The organism is Polaromonas sp. AET17H-212 (assembly GCF_002379085.1).
In the GTDB taxonomy this organism is placed as follows: Bacteria; Pseudomonadota; Gammaproteobacteria; order Burkholderiales; family Burkholderiaceae_C; genus Polaromonas.
In genome coordinates, this window is record NZ_NBZW01000002.1 from 25,233 (window position 1) to 41,039 (window position 15,807).

A 15,807-nucleotide genomic window follows, 5' to 3' on the forward strand; every position below is an offset into this window, starting at 1 on the left:
CACTCCTGGTCTGAGTTGTATTTGTCAATACGAATCAGGCCAGCAGTGAATCATCGGCTCCTTTTTTAACCAGTCTCAATCCTTAGGACGACATCATGAAGACATCAAAATTTCCAGCAGCCAGGCGCGGACTAGGGCTTATCGCTCTGGCGGTACTGGCAACTGTTTCCAGCTCCGGCGCCTTTGCGCAAGACGAGACCACCGGTCCGTACATTGGCGGCAACATCGGTGCCACCCGCGCCAACTTCAACAACGATTCCATCAACCAAACGCTGGTCGGTCAGGGCTTGAGGGTTGGTTCCGCGACTGAGGACAACAGCGGCACCGGCTACAAGCTTTTCGGCGGCTACCAGCTGAACCGCAATTTTGCGTTGGAAGGTGGTTATTTTGATTTGGGCAAGTCCAGCTACACGGTTAACGCCAACCGAATTATCGATAACGCAGCCGGCACCTTCAACGGTGAAACTCGCGTTCGCGGCCTGAACCTCGATCTGGTGGGCATGCTGCCGGTGTCGGATCGCTTTTCCGTCTTCGGTCGCGTTGGTGCGGCTTATGCGCAAAGCAGGGCCAGCTTCAACAGCACCGGCGCCGTGCCTGTGAACACTTCCAACACGCGTAAGAACGACACCAACCTCAAAGTCGGTATTGGCATGCAGTACGCCATCACGCAAGCGCTGGCTGTGCGTGCCGAACTGGAGCGCTATCGCATCAATGACCCGGTCAGGAACCGCGGCCACATCGACATGGCCTCAGTTGGCCTGGTCTACCGTTTTGGCCCCAAAGCCCAGACCCCTGTTGCGCAAGCCTACGTACCACCAGCCGTTGTCGCGCCTGCACCAGCTCCGGTGTATGTCGCGCCACCGCCGCCTGCTCCTGTTGTCGTCGCGCCCGCCGTCGCGCCAATGCCTGCCTACGAGCCGCCAGTCCGTCCGGCCAAACAGGGTCGCAACTAAAGTCAGTTGAGGGGTGAGGGGGTTAAATACTTCCGCAACCCCTTCCTCGATGTCCAATGGTCGAATGGGGTTCTCATTCAGCCATGGTCAGAGGGATAACTCGAACGAGAACCGTCACGACCCTTGCGGTCGTGTCGGTTCCTCGGTCAAGGGCTGGCGAGACAGAGACCATGCCATCAAAATGCCCCGATGTGCCAGACTCAAACCTGCATAATCCGAACGTAATGCCGCCCTCCACAGGCTCCCGTATTGCGCACAGGAACACCACCATGCCAAGCCCCTTAAATATAGATCAACACAGTTTTGGTGCCGGACTGCTCCAAGCCGGATTCACACGCCCGGTGTCTGTCTTTCTGGCGCGATCCGTTCTGCTCGGCGCAGTAGCGCTCAGCGCATTGATACTTCCAGCCACCGCTGCAACAAATTCCCCCGCCCTGATCGCGCCAGAACCCGCCGCAGGCGCGCGCGACATCTCGGCTCCGGCACCCGTCGAACCGCAGCTTGCACCGGCTCAGCTTGTCAGTCTGGCCAACTTCGGGCAGGAAGCCGCTTCGCCGGAGTCACGCAAACTGGCCGACTGGGTGATCGACTCGGCCAACAACGGCAAACTGCCTTTCATGATCATCGACAAGGTGCAGGCCCGTGTGTATATGTTCGATGCACAGGGACAACTTCGAGGCGCTGCTTCCGCGCTGTTGGGTCTGGCCGTGGGCGACCACACCGTTCCCGGTATTGGCCAGCGCAAGCTGTCGAGCATTCTTCCCGCGGAGCGCACCACGCCTGCCGGTCGTTTCGTGGCTTCACTGGACCGGGATGTCCACGGCCAGGAGGTTCTCTGGGTCGACTACGACTCTGCCCTTTCGCTGCACCGGGTCGTGACGGGGCAGCCCAAGGAGCGCCGGGCGGAACGCCTGGCCACACCGAGTCCACTGGACAACCGCATTTCCTTTGGCTGCATCAATGTGCCGGTCAAGTTCTATGAGACCGTGGTGAGCCCGTCGTTCACCGGGACCAATGGCATCGTCTATATCCTGCCGGAAACCCGCTCGGCCCGCGAAGTTTTCGGCTCGTACGATGTTCAGGATGCTTCGCGCAATCAGGCCTCAGCCCGGCTCGCTCCGGTAGGTGACGCCAGCGCCAGATAATCCGTCGCGCATTCGAGGGCCGCAGTAGCGGCTATCAACGCTGCGGACGACCCGTCCAGATCACAGCCGGCGCTGCGAGGGCTCAAGGCTTGCGCCTGGCCTCGTAGGCGGCAATCGCCTTTTTCAGGTCGCTGTATTCCTCGCAGGGCAGAAAGCAGAGCTTGTCGAGCGCGGCCAGATGCTGCTTGGCCTTGGTCGCGTCATTGACCATCAGGTAGGCCTCGCCCACGTACTCATGCGCCCCGCGGTGTTTCGGGTTGAGCCGCAGCGCCTCTCCGTAGTGCTTGAACACCAGCGCCATGTCGGGGCTGGGTCCCTTGCGGATCGAGTAGGCGTAAAGGTTGTGGTAATCGGCATTTTGCGGCGAGGCCGCCAGGGCCTGCTGCAGGCCGGCCTGGGCGGCGGCCCAGTCCTTCTTCGCGAAGGCCGCCTGGGTGGTTGCCAGCACAGGGTCGGCCGAAGAGTTGCCATAGTCGCTGACGTCGCCGGCCGCAAACGCTGCGGCAGACGCAGACAGGCAGGTCGTCACCAGAAGTCGTGTGAAGTGATTCATGGCCGGAACTCCTTTTGGGAAGGGGACAGTTCGGTGAAGGCACAAATGCTACTGCGTTCAGTTGCGCAGGTAAATCAGCGGTTTCCAGCCCGGGGCGCTGCGCGCGGGTATAAAAAAGCCACCGAGAGCGTAGGCTGTCGGTGGCTGCTGTTTGGCGGAAGCGGTGAGATTCGAACTCACGAAAGGTTTCCCTTTGCCGGTTTTCAAGACCGGTGCAATCGACCACTCTGCCACGCTTCCAAGTGGGGTATTTTAGCCTCGCCTTCTTGCCGGACGGGGAAGGGTGAGAAAACTCTCTTTCAGGCGCTCTGCAGCATGCCCTTGCTTTCAATGAACGCCACCACCTCCGCCAGCCCTGTGTTGGTCTTGAGATTGGTCATGACAAAAGGCTTCAAGCCTTTGGCCGTGGTGCGCATGCGGATGGTGTCGGCTTCCATCACGGCGAGGTCGGCGCCCACGTAGGGGGCGAGGTCGGTCTTGTTGATGACGAACAGGTCGCTTTTGGTGATGCCGGGGCCGCCCTTGCGCGGGATTTTTTCGCCGGCGGCGACGTCGATCACATAAATCGTCAGGTCGCTGAGTTCGGGGCTGAAGGTGGCGGCCAGGTTGTCGCCGCCGGATTCGACAAACACGATATCGGCGTCGGGGAAGTCTTCCAGCATGCGGTCGATCGCCTCCAGGTTGATGGACGCGTCTTCACGGATGGCGGTGTGCGGGCAGCCGCCGGTTTCCACACCCATGATGCGTTCGGCCGCCAGCGCGCCGCTGACGGTCAGGATGCGCTGGTCTTCCTTGGTGTAGATGTCGTTGGTGATCGCCACCAGGTCGTACTTGTCCTTCATGGCCTTGCACAACATCTCGAGCAGGGTGGTTTTGCCGGAGCCGACGGGTCCGCCTATGCCGACGCGCAGCGGCGGCAGTTTCTTGGTGCGGTTGGCGATGTGATGAAAACTCATGGAGCTTGCCTTGAAGGTGAATGGTCGCGGACTCAGGAGCGGAACAATCTGGAGTACTGGGTTTCGTGTTGCGAGGAAAGAATCGCCAGCATGGGCGAAAAGGCCTGACGTTCGTGGTCTTCAAGTGCCATGGCCGTGGTGATGGCCGCCGGGATTTCTGCGGCCAGCCGGGCCAGGATGCGCTGGCCGGCGCTCTGGCCCAGCGGCACCGACTTGAGTGCGGCCTGCATCATGTTTTCGGCCCAGCCAAAGGCGTAGGCGGTCAGGCAATCGGGCACACCCGCCGCCAGCGGCGAAGCGGCCAGCGCAAAGGCGACGGGGTAGGTGGGCGGTAACTTCGCGCAGGCGTCCATATTCGCCGCGCTGACGCTGTGGTGGTTGCGCAGCCATTCCAGCAGCGAACGGCCCATCTGCTCGGCCTGCGCCCGCAGCTCGCTGGTTTCGCGGGTCTGCAGCACCCAGGCGTTGAGCTGGGCGATGCGCTGCAGGTCGCCGCTGCGCCAGGCGGGTATGGCCTGCGCGATCACCGCCAGGTCGCCGCGCGTGAGGCTCAGCTGCAACTGGTCGCTGAGCCAGTCGGATGCTATGCTTTCAGTAGCTACTCCCGCCCTTTCTACGCCGGCTTCCAGCCCTTCCGAGTATGAAAATCCGCCGACCGGCAGGGCCGGGGAGGCCAGCCAGATCAGCTGCAGCAGGCTGGTGGCCGGCAGGGACTGGGCCGTTGCGTTCAATGGTTGTGCGGCTTGCGTTTGTGGATCTGGATCGCCACCGGCTGCACTTCGTGGTGCGTGTGCTCATGGCCGTGGTCGTGGCCATGGCTGCAGTCCGGGCCGTGCACATGCGGCGCGGGGGCCGCCGCCGGTGCATGTGAGTGCGCGTGACCGTGGCCGCCAGCGGTGTAGGCGCCGCCTTCGGGCTCGAAGGACTCGCTGACTTCGTTGACGATCAGGTGCATGGACCGCAGCATGTCGGCCAGCACATGGTCGGGCTCTATCTTCAGGTGGTCGGGCTTGAGTTCGATGGGTACATGGCGGTTGCCAAGGTGGTAGGCCGCGCGTGTCAGGTCGAACGGTGAGCCGTGGGTGGGACAAGCGGTGATGCGCAGCACGGTTTGCGGCGCGGCGATCACCTTGACCATGGAGCCGTCTTCGGCCACCAGCACGTCACCGCCGCGCACCAGCGTGCCGCGCGGCAAAAAGATGCCGAGCTGCCGGCCCAGCGAGTCGGTGGCTTCGAAGCGGCTTTTCTGGCGGATGTCCCAGTCGAGTTCGACGGTGGCCGCGCGCTTGTGCAGCACGGGGGCGAGGCCAGCGCCCTGCGGCATGATTTTGGAAACCTGGAGCATGGAGAAAATTCAGTTCAGAAAAGAAAGTAGCGTTGGGTCATGGGCAGGCTGACGGCTGGTTCGCAGGTCAGCAACTGGCCGTCGGCGCGCACCGAGTAGGTCTGTGCATCGACCTCCATTTTCGGCGCGTAGTCATTGTGGACCATGTGGCGCTTTTGCACGCCGCGTATGTTTTTCACGGCAGCCAGGTTTTTGGCCAAGCCGAAACGTTCCTTGATGCCGCCGGCCAGACCGGCCTGCGAGACAAAGGTCAGCGAGCCTTTGGCAATCGCGCCGCCGAAGCCGCCGAACATCGGGCGGTAGTGCACCGGTTGTGGCGTCGGGATGGACGCATTCGGGTCGCCCATCGCGGCCATGGCGATGAAGCCGCCCTTGAGGATCAGCGCCGGCTTGATGCCGAAGAAGGCCGGCTTCCACACCACCAGGTCGGCCCACTTGCCGAGCTCGATCGAGCCAACCTCATGCGCGATGCCGTGTGCAATCGCCGGGTTGATGGTGTATTTGCTGATGTAGCGTTTGGCGCGGAAGTTGTCGTTGCGCTCGTTGTCGCCCGGCAGCTTGCCGCGCTGCAGCTTCATCTTGTGCGCCGTTTGCCAGGTGCGGATGATGACCTCGCCGACGCGGCCCATGGCCTGGCTGTCGCTGCTCATCATGCTGATGGCGCCGAGGTCGTGCAGCACGTCTTCGGCGGCAATGGTTTCCTTGCGGATGCGGCTTTCGGCAAAAGCCAGGTCCTCGGCAATCGCCGGGTCCAGGTGGTGGCAGACCATCAGCATGTCCACATGTTCGTCCAGCGTGTTGACGGTGTAGGGCATGGTCGGGTTGGTCGACGACGGCAAAAAGTTCTGCTCGCCGACGACCTTCAGGATGTCGGGGGCATGGCCGCCGCCCGCGCCTTCGGTGTGAAAGGCACACAAAGTGCGGCCCTGGGTGGCGGCAATCGTGTTCTCGACAAAACCGCTTTCATTGAGCGTGTCGCTGTGGATGGCGACCTGTGTGTCGGTCTCATCCGCGACGTCCAGGCAGTTGCTGATGGCGGCGGGTGTGGTGCCCCAGTCTTCGTGCAGCTTCAGGCCGATCACGCCGGCATCGATCTGCTCATGCAGCGCGGCCGGCAGGCTGGCGTTGCCCTTGCCGAGAAAGCCCAGGTTCATCGGGAAGGCATCGGCCGCCTGCAGCATGCGTTCGATGTTCCAGGGCCCGGGTGTGCAGGTGGTGGCAAAGGTGCCGGTGGCCGGCCCGGTGCCGCCGCCCAGCATGGTGGTCACGCCCGAGGTCAACGCTTCCTCGATTTGCTGCGGGCAGATGAAGTGGATGTGCGAGTCGATGCCGCCGGCGGTGACGATCATGCCTTCGCAGCTGATGATCTCGGTGCCGGGGCCGATGATCATGTCCACGCCGGGCTGGGTGTCGGGGTTGCCGGCCTTGCCGATGGCCGCGATGCGACCACCCTTGAGGCCGATGTCGGCCTTGACGATGCCCCAGTGGTCGATGATCAGCGCGTTGGTCATCACGCAGTCCATCGCGCCCTCTGCGCGTGTTTTCTGGGACTGCGCCATGCCGTCACGAATCGTCTTGCCGCCGCCGAATTTGACCTCTTCGCCGTAGCTGCCGGCGCGCAGCGTGTAGTCGGCCTCGACCTCGACCACCAGATCGGTGTCGGACAGGCGCAGGCGGTCGCCCACGGTGGGGCCGAACATTTCTGCGTAAGCGCGTCTGCCAATCGTTGCCATCAACGGACTCCCGTAGGGCCGCCCCAAGGGAGGCCAGCACCCCCTCGGGGGGCAGTGAATACACAAAGTGATGAATGTGGGGGCATCAGACTTTTCCCTGCACCAAGCCGCGAAAGCCGTAAATTTTTCGTTCACCGGCATAGTCCACCAGCTCCACCGTGCGTTGTTGTCCGGGTTCGAAACGCACCGCCGTGCCAGAGGCAATATTGAGCCGCATGCCCTGCGCGGCTGCGCGGTCGAAGGCCAGCGCGCCGTTGGTCTCGGCAAAGTGGTAGTGCGAGCCGACCTGGATGGGCCGGTCGGCGGTGTTTTGCACCACCAGGGTCAGGGTGCGCCGGCCCGCGTTGAGCACGTGCTCGGGGCCTTCGGTGAACAGTTCGCCTGGAATCATGGGGGCCTCACTTGTCGCCGTTGTGCAGCCAGATGGCGACCGCAAGCACGCCTGCCATGGCGACAAAACCCCAGACGTCCGTGGCGTGCCAGTGCGTGCCCGCCATCGCGTGACCTTCATGGGCAAATGAGGCGCCAGCCCCCGCCGTTATTGCGAGAGTAGCTACTGTCTTAAGAGCATTTCGAATGTTCATGAGGCGGGCCATGGTGTGGGTGTGGGTGAAGGGTCAGACAATCGGCTGGTGCACGGTGACCAGCTTGGTGCCGTCGGGAAAGGTGGCTTCGACCTGGATGTCGGGGATCAGCTCGGGGATGCCGTCCATCACGTCGGCGCGGGTCAAAATCGTCCGGCCTTCGCTCATGAGCTGGGCCACGGTTTTGCCATCGCGTGCACCTTCCATCACGGCGGCGCTGATCAGCGCGACGGCTTCGGGATAGTTGAGTTTCAGGCCGCGGGCCTGGCGGCGTTCGGCCAGCAGCGCAGCGGTAAAAATCAGCAGCTTGTCTTTTTCTCGGGGGGTCAGTTCCATGGGTTCTCCGGTGTCGGCTGCAGCAGTGGACGCTCCGCCTGGGTGCAAGAATGGTGCCACAGGCGCAAGGCGCGCGGCGCTGGTTTTCCCTCTGTGGCATGGAATCTGCACTTGCAGAGGTTCCGCCTTATGACCTATTGATGCCCCCGCCCCATGGACACCCCGGCCGCTCCGCTGCCCCTGCCTGCGCAGGCGGTGCCGCCCTGGGCGCCTGCGCCGCTGCCGGCCGGGGAGGCCGAGGCGCCGGTGCAGCGCATCATCAAGGTCAGGCGCGACTACAACAGCTGGGTCGCCAGCGAAACCATGGAAGACTACGCGCTGCGTTTCACGCCGCAGCGCTTTCGCCGGTGGTCCGAGTGGCGGGTCGCCAACACCGCGTTTGGCGCGGCTTCCTTCCTGATCCTGGAAGCGGTGGGTGCCACCCTGCTGGTGAAATACGGCTTCACCAACGCTTTCTGGGCCATCGTCGCCACCGGCCTCATCATCTTCATGGCCGGCCTGCCGATCAGCGTTTACGCCGCCCGCTACGGCGTGGACATGGACCTGCTGACGCGCGGCGCCGGCTTCGGCTACATCGGCTCGACCCTGACCTCGCTGATCTACGCGTCCTTCACCTTCATTTTTTTTGCGCTGGAGGCGGCGGTGATGGCCTATGCGCTGGAACTGGCGCTGGGTATTCCGCCCAGTTGGGGTTACCTGATTTGCGCGCTGGTGGTGATTCCCCTGGTCACCCACGGGGTGTCGGCCATCAGCCGGCTGCAGGTCTGGACGCAGCCGCTCTGGCTGATCATGCTGGTGGTGCCGTTTGTGTATGTTCTGGTGCGTGATCCCGGTGCCTTCGCCGGAATAACGCACTACAAAGGTGAAAGAGGCACGAGTTCAGGGTTCGATTTGCACTTGTTTGGTGCCGCCCTGACGGTCGGCATCGCGCTGATCACGCAAATGGGCGAGCAGGCCGACTACCTGCGTTTCATGCCGGTGCGCACGGCGGCCAACCGCCGCCGCTGGTGGGCCGGCGTGCTGGCCGGAGGACCGGGCTGGGTGCTGCTCGGCGTGGTCAAGATGCTGGGCGGCGCCTTTCTGGCCTACCTGGCGATCCAGCACATGGTGCCGCTGGAGCGCGCGGTCGACCCGAACCAGATGTACCTGGCGGCTTATGAATACGTGTTTCCGCATTACGATTGGGCCGTGGCCGCCACCGCGCTGTTCGTGGTGATCTCGCAGCTCAAGATCAATGTGACCAACGCCTACGCGGGCTCGCTGGCCTGGTCCAATTTCTTTTCGCGCCTGACGCACAGCCACCCGGGTCGTGTGGTCTGGGTGGTGTTCAACACGCTGATTGCCTTCATGCTGATGGAGATGAATGTGTTCCAGGCGCTCGGCGATGTGCTGGGCCTGTACTCCAACATCGCGATCGCCTGGATGATGGCGGTGGTGGCCGACCTGGTCATCAACAAGCCGCTGGGCCTGTCGCCCAAGGGCATCGAGTTCAAGCGCGCGCACCTCTACGACATCAACCCAGTCGGTGTGGGGGCGATGGCGCTGGCCTCGCTGCTGTCGGTCACCGCGCATCTGGGCCTGTTCGGCCCGCTGGCCCAGGCTTTTTCTGCGGTCATTGCGCTGGGCACGGCTTTCATCACCTCGCCGCTGATTGCCTGGGCCACGCAAGGGCGCTATTACATTGCCCGCCAGGGCGAAGCGCCGGGGGCCGATGCCCAGGGCCATTCCACACCCTGTGCACTCAAGCGCTGCGTGATCTGCGAGCGCGACTACGAAGGCCCGGACATGGCGCATTGCCCGGCCTACCAGGGGCCCATCTGTTCGCTGTGCTGCACACTGGACGCGCGTTGCGGCGATCTGTGCAAGCCGCAGGCCAGCCTGTCGGCGCAATGGTCGGCCACCCTGCGCTGGCTGTTGCCGCGCCGCATCTGGCCGTACCTGGACACCGGGCTCGGGCACTTCCTGCTGCTGATGCTGGTCATCGTGCCGCTGCTGGCGAGCGTGTTCGGCCTGCTGTACCACCAGGAAATGCGCGCCTTGCTGGACCTGCAGGCCGCCTCCGAATCGGCGCTGCGCTCCGGCTTCCTGAAGGCCTACATGGCGCTGCTGGTGATCGCCGGCTTAGTGGCCTGGTGGCTGGTGCTGGCGCACAAGAGCCGGCAGGTGGCGCAGGAAGAGTCGAACCGCCAGACCCATCTGTTGATGAAGGAAATCGAGTCGCACCGCCAGACCGACGAGGCGCTGCAGCAGGCCAAACGGGTGGCCGACCTGGCCAACCAGGCCAAGAGCCGCTACATCAGCGCGATCAGCCATGAACTGCGCACGCCGCTCAACAGCATCCTGGGGTATGCGCAGCTGATGGGCGAAGACACGTCGATTCCGCTGCACCGCCAGCAGGCGGTGGGCGTGATCAAGCGCGGCGGCGAACACCTGCTCTCGCTGATCGAAGGCACGCTGGACATTGCGCGCATCGAAAGCGGCAAACTCACGCTCAACGTCAAACCCATGCACTTCACCGACTTTGTGCAGGAGATGACCGGCATGTTCGAACTCGAGGCCCAGGCCAAGGGCCTGTCCTTTCACTTCGAGTCCGAAGGCACGCTGCCGGTGGTGGTGCGCGCCGATGAAAAACGTGTGCGCCAGATCCTGATCAACCTGCTGGGCAACGCCGTCAAGTTCACGGCCCGGGGGCGCATCAGCCTGCGGCTGAAATACGCGCGCGAGATGGCCAGCATCGAGATCGAGGACACCGGCCCCGGCCTGTCGGCGCAGGAGATCGAGCGCATTTTCGAACCCTTCACGCGGGCGGCCACACCCGGTCCTGCGGCGCCCGGCGCGGGCCTGGGCCTGACGATTGCCAAGATGCTGACCGACCTGATGGGCGGCGAACTCACGGTGGCCAGCACGCCCGATGTCGGCTCGGTGTTTCGTGTCAAGCTGTTCTTGCCCGAGGTGCGGCTGGCGCCCGGTGCGGCGCTGCCGGCGCCGTCGTCGCGCGCGCACAAGGCGCGTTACGGCTACGCCGGCCCGCGCCGGCGCGTGCTGGTGGTGGACAACGAGGAGGCCGACCGCGAGCTGCTGGTCAATGTGCTGCAGCCGCTGGGTTTCGAGATACGCACGGCCGCCAGCGGCCATGACTGCCTGGACCTGTTGGCCGCCGGCTACCGGCCCGAGATCATCCTGATGGACCTGGCCATGCCGGGCATCGACGGCTGGGAAACGCTGCGCCGCGTGCGTGCCGCGGGCCATGCCGGGATTCACCTGGCCATCGTGTCGGCCAACGCCTTCGACAAGGGGCTGGACAACGATGTGGGCATCCGCCTGGAGGACTTTATCCTCAAGCCGGTGCGCCACAGCGAGCTGCTGGACTGGCTGGAGCGGCGCCTGGCGCTGGTCTGGCTGGAAGCGCCGTTGCCGGCCCCGGCGGCACCGCCCGCTCCTACGCTGCCGCGCATCTACCCGCCGGCGGCGCAGCTTGACGCCTTGCGCGAGGTGGTCAACCTCGGCTATTTTCGCGGCATCATGAACACCCTGGACGAGATCGAGAAATCACAGCCGCAAAGCGCCGGGTTTGCCGCCGAGATGCGTGGCCTGGCGCGCCAGTTCCAGTTCGAGACCATGAGCCAGCAGCTCCGCCAGGTGCCGACATGAGCGACCGCACCCTCGCGCAGACGCTGGACCGCGCCAACAGCGACGTGGTGCTGATCGTCGACGACGTGCCGGACAACCTGTCGGTGCTGCACGACGCGCTCGATGAATCAGGCTACACCGTGCTGGTGGCCACCCACGGCGAGGCCGCCTTGCAGCGTGCCGCCCAGGCCCTGCCCGACATCGTGCTGCTCGACGCGATGATGCCGGGCATGGATGGCTTCGAGGTGGCCAAGCGCCTGAAGGCCGATGCCCGCACCGCGCACATTCCCATCATCTTCATGACCGGGCTGACCGAGACCGAATACCTGGTCGCCGCGCTGGAATCGGGCGGCGTCGACTATGTGACCAAACCGATCAAGCCCAAGGAAGTGCTGGCGCGCATCGGTGTGCACCTGCAGAGCGCGCGCGAAAAGCGCCAGGCGCGCAACGCCCTGGACGCCTTTGGCTACGCCACCATCACGGTGCGCGCCAGTGACGGCAGGCTGATGTGGCAGACGCCATTGGCGCGCGAGCTGCTGCAGCAGTATTACGGCACCAGCGCGCCGCAGACGCCCGAGCCGGTGCAGAACTGGCTGCGCCGCCATCTGGCCGATGCCGAACGCCAGATCGAGCCGCCGCGCCTGACCTGCCCGAGCCCGGCGCCCGGCGCGCGGCGTCTGACCTTTCGCCTGCACCAGCAAACCGGAGACGACGACTGGCTGATCATCATGCGCGAGGAGTCCGATGAATCCGTGATCCAGGCCATGAGCCTGAGCTTCAAACTCACGGCGCGCGAGGCCGAGGTGCTGTATTGGGTGGTCAAGGGCAAGATCAACCGGGATATCGGCGACATCCTGGGCACCAGCCCGATGACGGTGAAAAAACACCTGGAGCGGGTGTTTGCCAAACTCGGGGTCGAAACCCGCACCGCGGCGGCCGGCATGGCCATGAGCCGGATCCGGCTGCTGCACCCGCAGTTTGAAGACTGAGTCGCCCCCACGGTTGTTCACTGCGTGTAACTCCCTGCCCCAGGAGGGCCGCTGCGCCTGCGGCCCGGCAAAGCCGGTTCCGCGGCCCCGGCTGGTCGGGAGAAGATCCTCCCACTCATGTTGGTGTGCGGCCCTTGGGCTGGCTTTGTGCATGCAGGCGTGGTAACGGTTACAATACGTGATTCGGTAAAGCATCAGCTTTTTACATCGAAGCCCCCTTACCACGCGGCTTCCTTCTCAAATGCGGCGCTTCCAAGAGCCCGAATTCACAGTGTTTTCAGTGCCCCTACAGCGCTGAACCCTCTCAAACACTGTTCCATTTCCGGCGAGCACCTCCCCCAACGGTGCCCACGCAAGGCTCAACCAGCCAGTCCTTTATGTTGTAAAGCCTGGCGGTCAGGACCCGAACACGCGCGGGCTTGCTTGCAAGCCGTTATTTCCTTATTTATCAAGCCGGGAAAAATACCCGGCACGGATTTTATGAACATCGATCACACCAACATCGCGGTGGGCAAGTACCTTGTCTCGCCGCTCGCCAAACCGCAGGGCGAAGGCCTTTACGCGGCGTCGGTCTCCATCCGCTCCGGGCGCGGCAGTGCCACGCACGACCGCGTGCTGCGGTTCAACGGGCTTTTTGACAGCGCGGCTGGTGCCGTGCATTACGCTACCGAACACGCGCTGGGCTGGATTCACGAGCGCACGTCGCCGGTTTGCGCCTGACAGGCTCAGCCCGATCGCCTGCACCACAGATTATTTTCAAATTCGCAAGGAGTTTTCATCATGGCCAAAGAAGAACTGATTGAAATGCACGGACTGGTCAACGAAGTGCTGCCGGACTCGCGCTTTCGCGTGACGCTGGACAACGGCCACAAGCTGGTGGCTTACACCTCCGGCAAGATGCGCAAGAACCACATCCGCATTCTGGCGGGCGACCAGGTGTCGCTGGAACTGTCGCCTTACGACCTGAGCAAGGGCCGCATCACGTTCCGGCACATTGCCGGCCGCGGCCCAGGCCCTTCGCGCAGCCACTAAGTTTTTTTTTAGATCATATTGGCCGCCAGCCCTTGAGGGGCGGGCGCCAACAGCTATTTTATTGATAGCAGTCAGAAGCCGGCTCAAGGCCGGGGCGCGTTGTCCGCAGAACTCGGCGGCCGCGCCATCCATGCGAACATCGACGAGCGCATCGCTTCCTCAACCGTCATCGCTATCGGTTGCACCCATTCGACAGGCACAAAGACGGTGTAGCCGCCAATCATGTAGCCCATCGGCAGATACACCGCCACCCGTTCCCCCGGCAAAAAGCCCGCGGGCAGATCCGCAAAACTGCGGCGCGTGATCAACCCCACAATTTCGAGACCGTTGTCCGGCATGCGCAGGATCACCACGCTTTGTTCGCCCTGCTTGCCCGTCGGTGAAAAGTAGTCGGCAAAACTCTTGAGCGACGAGTAAATGCTTTTGACAACCGGCAGGTTGGTGAACGGCAGCTCGACCAACAGCAACGCCTTGCGCACGCGCGGGTTGGACACCAGGTAGCCAATCAGCACAATGCCCAGCATGCCGACCACCAGCCCCATGCCCGGAATGTAGAAGTCGCCGAACAGCGGCCGCAGGATCCACAGCGCCACAGTTTCCATCCATGCCAGCATGACGAAGAGCAGGTACAGGGTCAGGGCCAGCGGCAGGATGGTGATCAGTCCGCGGAAGAAATATTTGGAGAGCTTTTTCATGGTGGCTTCAAAAAGGAAAGTCTGGCCGGGCAGGGTAGTGAGCAAGGCCCCAATATACCGAAGCTCTGAGGCATGTGTCCCGCGCCCGGGTGTGCTGTTCAACGCGGCAATGTAGGTCTGGCCCTACCTTTGTTGGGGTCCGCTTCCGGCACTCGCGGCGGCGAGAGGTGTTTATCTTTGTGTTTCTTGCTTAACAAGGAGAAATCACATGCCCATCATTGCCTGGTTACTCGGTGTGCCGATCAGCGTCATCCTCCTCTTGATGTTGTTCGGCGTTTTTTAAATCCGGGAGGTACTTCATGCTTCGTAAGCTGCTTGTTTTCGCCATCACCTCCGGTCTGGCGGCCAGGCTTTATCGCCGCTATGCCAGCAGGCGCAGCCCGCCTGTGACGCCGGTCCGGCCAGCGGCGACGCGGCGCCGGCGCGCTGGCGCGTCCGCAGCGATCAGGTCTGAGGCCTGGCTCCGGCTTGCCGGGTCGAGTCGGGGCAGGTCTCACCTGGCCTTCCACTGCCGGCCGGCGATCACTCCATTTTTGACACGGGCCCAAAGCAGGCCTTGAGTGACGCCTTTTCGCAGACCAGCATCTTGTTGCGTTGCGGGTTGAACTGGATGAAGCGGGTGATCTGTTCACCCGGCCCTTCCAGCAGCGCCCCGGAGCAGTCCTTCTTGTCGTTTTGCCGGACCACGGTCTCCACCAGCTTGTAGAAACCGCTGGCGTCGGCCACTTTCGCGACCTCGTATGTTTTTTCGGCCACTTCCTGCCCGCTGGTGCTGAGCACCGTGCGGTTGCTGCGGTAATGCCACGTCTCGGTGCAACTGCCGCCGAACAGCGACCAGGACCAGGTGCCCGTCAGGGGGTGGGCGTTCGCCGGTGCGGGTTCGCCGGCAGCCTGCAGCAGGGGCGCGGTGATCAGCAGGCAGGTAATGAAAAGCAGCTTTTGCAATCGGGACTTCCTCAGAGGCAAGGGTGGGAGGGGGCGCAAGGGCCAATGCTACTCCCTGGCAGCCTGGCCCTGGTCACCCGGGCGCCGGCCGGACAGCCCGCGCCGCCACGGAGGGGGCGTGGCTATAGTCGGGGATGTTCACGCTGAAGGAAATCCCATGAAGAAGTCCACCCTGTCCGTCCTGTCCGCGTTGTTGCTCGGCATCTTCTCACCCGTCCAGGCTCAGGGCATTGGCGAGGTGGATACCGTGTTCAAGTTCATCGGGCCCGATCACAAGATCGTGGTCGATGCCCACGATGACCCCAAGGTCAGGGGTGTCACCTGTTACGTTTCGCGGGCCAAAACCGGCGGCATCAAGGGGGCCGTGGGTTTGGCCGAGGACAAGTCGGAGGCCTCCATTGATTGCCGCCAGGTGGGGCCGGTTTCGTTTGTCAAATCGCTGCCGCAGCAGGAAGAGGTTTTCAGCGAGAGGATATCGCTGGTCTTCAAGAAGATACGGATTGTGCGCATGGTCGATGTCGCCCGCAACACCCTGGTGTACCTGACGTACTCGGACCGGGTGATTGAAGGCTCGCCGCAAAACAGCGTCGCGGCGGTTCCGGTTGATCGCGCCATGAAGATTCCGCTGCAGCCTTGATGCAGGAGCTGCGGGAAGGGCTTTTCCGCGAAGTCTGCGGCGGCCTTTGCGCGGCGTGGCCGACACACACCACGGACTTATCCCTATTTCAAATCCCCCGCGGAGGCGCACACTCTCCTGCACGGCTGGCACACAGCCCGCAATACGCTCAAACCTTGTAATGAAAGGCGCAGACAAGGCATGAGGAACAACTCTGTTCGTGAACCAATGGTTATCCGGTCGCACCGGCGGCGCGGGGCGCGCCAGCTTGCCTGCAGCAGGCTGCTGGCCACCC

Annotated in this window: 17 protein-coding genes and 1 tRNA gene; 7 read left to right on the forward strand and 11 right to left on the reverse strand. The window is 63.3% G+C overall.

What is annotated here, in order from left to right; all coding sequences use genetic code 11:
• Positions 1-95: 95 nt before the first annotated feature.
• Positions 96-953: an outer membrane beta-barrel protein gene (locus tag B7G53_RS02305; RefSeq protein ID WP_096662957.1), complete on the forward strand. Its 858-nt coding sequence runs from the start codon at positions 96-98 to the stop codon at positions 951-953.
• A 269-nt stretch (positions 954-1,222) separates the two neighbouring features.
• Positions 1,223-2,098, forward strand: coding sequence for a hypothetical protein (locus tag B7G53_RS22750; RefSeq protein ID WP_176491257.1), 876 nt, complete (start codon positions 1,223-1,225; stop codon positions 2,096-2,098).
• 82 nt (positions 2,099-2,180) lie between these two features.
• Here the strand turns inward: B7G53_RS22750 and B7G53_RS02315 are convergent, their stop codons facing one another.
• From B7G53_RS02315 to B7G53_RS02350, 9 genes are all read right to left on the reverse strand, one after another.
• Complete coding sequence (locus B7G53_RS02315; protein WP_096662960.1) at positions 2,181-2,651, reverse strand: hypothetical protein; 471 nt, start codon at positions 2,649-2,651, stop codon at positions 2,181-2,183.
• A 152-nt stretch (positions 2,652-2,803) separates the two neighbouring features.
• Positions 2,804-2,891, reverse strand: a tRNA-Ser gene (locus tag B7G53_RS02320).
• 59 nt (positions 2,892-2,950) lie between these two features.
• Positions 2,951-3,607 (reverse strand): urease accessory protein UreG, encoded by a 657-nt coding sequence (gene ureG, locus B7G53_RS02325; RefSeq protein ID WP_096662963.1) that lies wholly within the window; start codon positions 3,605-3,607, stop codon positions 2,951-2,953.
• Between the two features lie 32 nt (positions 3,608-3,639).
• On the reverse strand, positions 3,640-4,338 hold the full coding sequence (locus tag B7G53_RS02330) for an urease accessory protein UreF (protein ID WP_096662966.1): 699 nt from the start codon (positions 4,336-4,338) through the stop codon (positions 3,640-3,642).
• A complete protein-coding gene (ureE, locus tag B7G53_RS02335) occupies positions 4,335-4,952 on the reverse strand; it encodes an urease accessory protein UreE (protein ID WP_096662969.1) in 618 nt (205 codons plus the stop codon). The genes B7G53_RS02330 and ureE overlap by 4 nt, the downstream gene beginning before the upstream one ends.
• A gap of 14 nt (positions 4,953-4,966) precedes the next feature.
• On the reverse strand, positions 4,967-6,685 hold the full coding sequence (ureC, locus tag B7G53_RS02340; protein WP_096662972.1) for an urease subunit alpha: 1,719 nt from the start codon (positions 6,683-6,685) through the stop codon (positions 4,967-4,969).
• Between the two features lie 85 nt (positions 6,686-6,770).
• Complete coding sequence (locus B7G53_RS02345) at positions 6,771-7,076, reverse strand: urease subunit beta (RefSeq protein WP_096662975.1); 306 nt, start codon at positions 7,074-7,076, stop codon at positions 6,771-6,773.
• Between the two features lie 7 nt (positions 7,077-7,083).
• Positions 7,084-7,281, reverse strand: a complete 198-nt coding sequence (locus B7G53_RS22415) for a hypothetical protein (RefSeq protein ID WP_141396276.1) — start codon at positions 7,279-7,281, stop codon at positions 7,084-7,086.
• A 21-nt stretch (positions 7,282-7,302) separates the two neighbouring features.
• Entirely contained in the window at positions 7,303-7,605 is a 303-nt protein-coding gene (locus tag B7G53_RS02350) for an urease subunit gamma (protein ID WP_077592967.1), read from the reverse strand.
• Positions 7,606-7,758: 153 nt separating this feature from the next.
• Here B7G53_RS02350 and B7G53_RS02355 point away from each other — a divergent pair, with 153 nt between their 5' ends.
• From B7G53_RS02355 to infA, 4 genes are all read left to right on the forward strand, one after another.
• Positions 7,759-11,256 carry a hybrid sensor histidine kinase/response regulator gene (locus B7G53_RS02355; protein WP_096662978.1) on the forward strand — a complete coding sequence of 1,166 codons (3,498 nt, stop codon included), beginning with the start codon at positions 7,759-7,761 and terminating at the stop codon, positions 11,254-11,256.
• Positions 11,253-12,224, forward strand: coding sequence for a response regulator (locus B7G53_RS02360; RefSeq protein WP_096662981.1), 972 nt, complete (start codon positions 11,253-11,255; stop codon positions 12,222-12,224). Before B7G53_RS02355 ends, B7G53_RS02360 begins: the two co-directional genes overlap by 4 nt.
• Positions 12,225-12,704: 480 nt before the next feature.
• Entirely contained in the window at positions 12,705-12,944 is a 240-nt protein-coding gene (locus B7G53_RS02365) for a hypothetical protein (protein ID WP_096662984.1), read from the forward strand.
• Between the two features lie 60 nt (positions 12,945-13,004).
• Positions 13,005-13,256, forward strand: coding sequence for a translation initiation factor IF-1 (gene infA / locus B7G53_RS02370; protein ID WP_096662987.1), 252 nt, complete (start codon positions 13,005-13,007; stop codon positions 13,254-13,256).
• 83 nt (positions 13,257-13,339) lie between these two features.
• On the opposite strand, the gene B7G53_RS02375 is transcribed toward infA, so the two are convergent.
• Complete coding sequence (locus B7G53_RS02375) at positions 13,340-13,951, reverse strand: DUF502 domain-containing protein (RefSeq protein WP_096662990.1); 612 nt, start codon at positions 13,949-13,951, stop codon at positions 13,340-13,342.
• A 522-nt stretch (positions 13,952-14,473) separates the two neighbouring features.
• Complete coding sequence (locus tag B7G53_RS02380; protein ID WP_096662993.1) at positions 14,474-14,896, reverse strand: hypothetical protein; 423 nt, start codon at positions 14,894-14,896, stop codon at positions 14,474-14,476.
• 157 nt (positions 14,897-15,053) lie between these two features.
• On the opposite strand from B7G53_RS02380, the gene B7G53_RS02385 reads away from it, so the two are divergent.
• Positions 15,054-15,533, forward strand: a complete 480-nt coding sequence (locus B7G53_RS02385) for a CreA family protein (protein WP_096662996.1) — start codon at positions 15,054-15,056, stop codon at positions 15,531-15,533.
• Positions 15,534-15,807: the final 274 nt, after the last annotated feature.

What these genes read in the sequence shown, in the direction of transcription:
- B7G53_RS02305 (WP_096662957.1), top strand. Translation starts at nt 96, where the DNA reads ATGAAGACATCAAAATTTCCAGCAGCCAGGCGCGGACTAGGGCTTATC.
- B7G53_RS22750 (WP_176491257.1), top strand. Translation starts at nt 1,223, where the DNA reads ATGCCAAGCCCCTTAAATATAGATCAACACAGTTTTGGTGCCGGACTG.
- B7G53_RS02315 (WP_096662960.1), bottom strand. Translation starts at nt 2,651, where the DNA reads ATGAATCACTTCACACGACTTCTGGTGACGACCTGCCTGTCTGCGTCT.
- ureG (WP_096662963.1), bottom strand. Translation starts at nt 3,607, where the DNA reads ATGAGTTTTCATCACATCGCCAACCGCACCAAGAAACTGCCGCCGCTG.
- ureE (WP_096662969.1), bottom strand. Translation starts at nt 4,952, where the DNA reads ATGCTCCAGGTTTCCAAAATCATGCCGCAGGGCGCTGGCCTCGCCCCC.
- ureC (WP_096662972.1), bottom strand. Translation starts at nt 6,685, where the DNA reads ATGGCAACGATTGGCAGACGCGCTTACGCAGAAATGTTCGGCCCCACC.
- B7G53_RS02345 (WP_096662975.1), bottom strand. Translation starts at nt 7,076, where the DNA reads ATGATTCCAGGCGAACTGTTCACCGAAGGCCCCGAGCACGTGCTCAAC.
- B7G53_RS22415 (WP_141396276.1), bottom strand. Translation starts at nt 7,281, where the DNA reads ATGGCCCGCCTCATGAACATTCGAAATGCTCTTAAGACAGTAGCTACT.
- B7G53_RS02350 (WP_077592967.1), bottom strand. Translation starts at nt 7,605, where the DNA reads ATGGAACTGACCCCCCGAGAAAAAGACAAGCTGCTGATTTTTACCGCT.
- B7G53_RS02355 (WP_096662978.1), top strand. Translation starts at nt 7,759, where the DNA reads ATGGACACCCCGGCCGCTCCGCTGCCCCTGCCTGCGCAGGCGGTGCCG.
- B7G53_RS02360 (WP_096662981.1), top strand. Translation starts at nt 11,253, where the DNA reads ATGAGCGACCGCACCCTCGCGCAGACGCTGGACCGCGCCAACAGCGAC.
- B7G53_RS02365 (WP_096662984.1), top strand. Translation starts at nt 12,705, where the DNA reads ATGAACATCGATCACACCAACATCGCGGTGGGCAAGTACCTTGTCTCG.
- infA (WP_096662987.1), top strand. Translation starts at nt 13,005, where the DNA reads ATGGCCAAAGAAGAACTGATTGAAATGCACGGACTGGTCAACGAAGTG.
- B7G53_RS02375 (WP_096662990.1), bottom strand. Translation starts at nt 13,951, where the DNA reads ATGAAAAAGCTCTCCAAATATTTCTTCCGCGGACTGATCACCATCCTG.
- B7G53_RS02385 (WP_096662996.1), top strand. Translation starts at nt 15,054, where the DNA reads ATGAAGAAGTCCACCCTGTCCGTCCTGTCCGCGTTGTTGCTCGGCATC.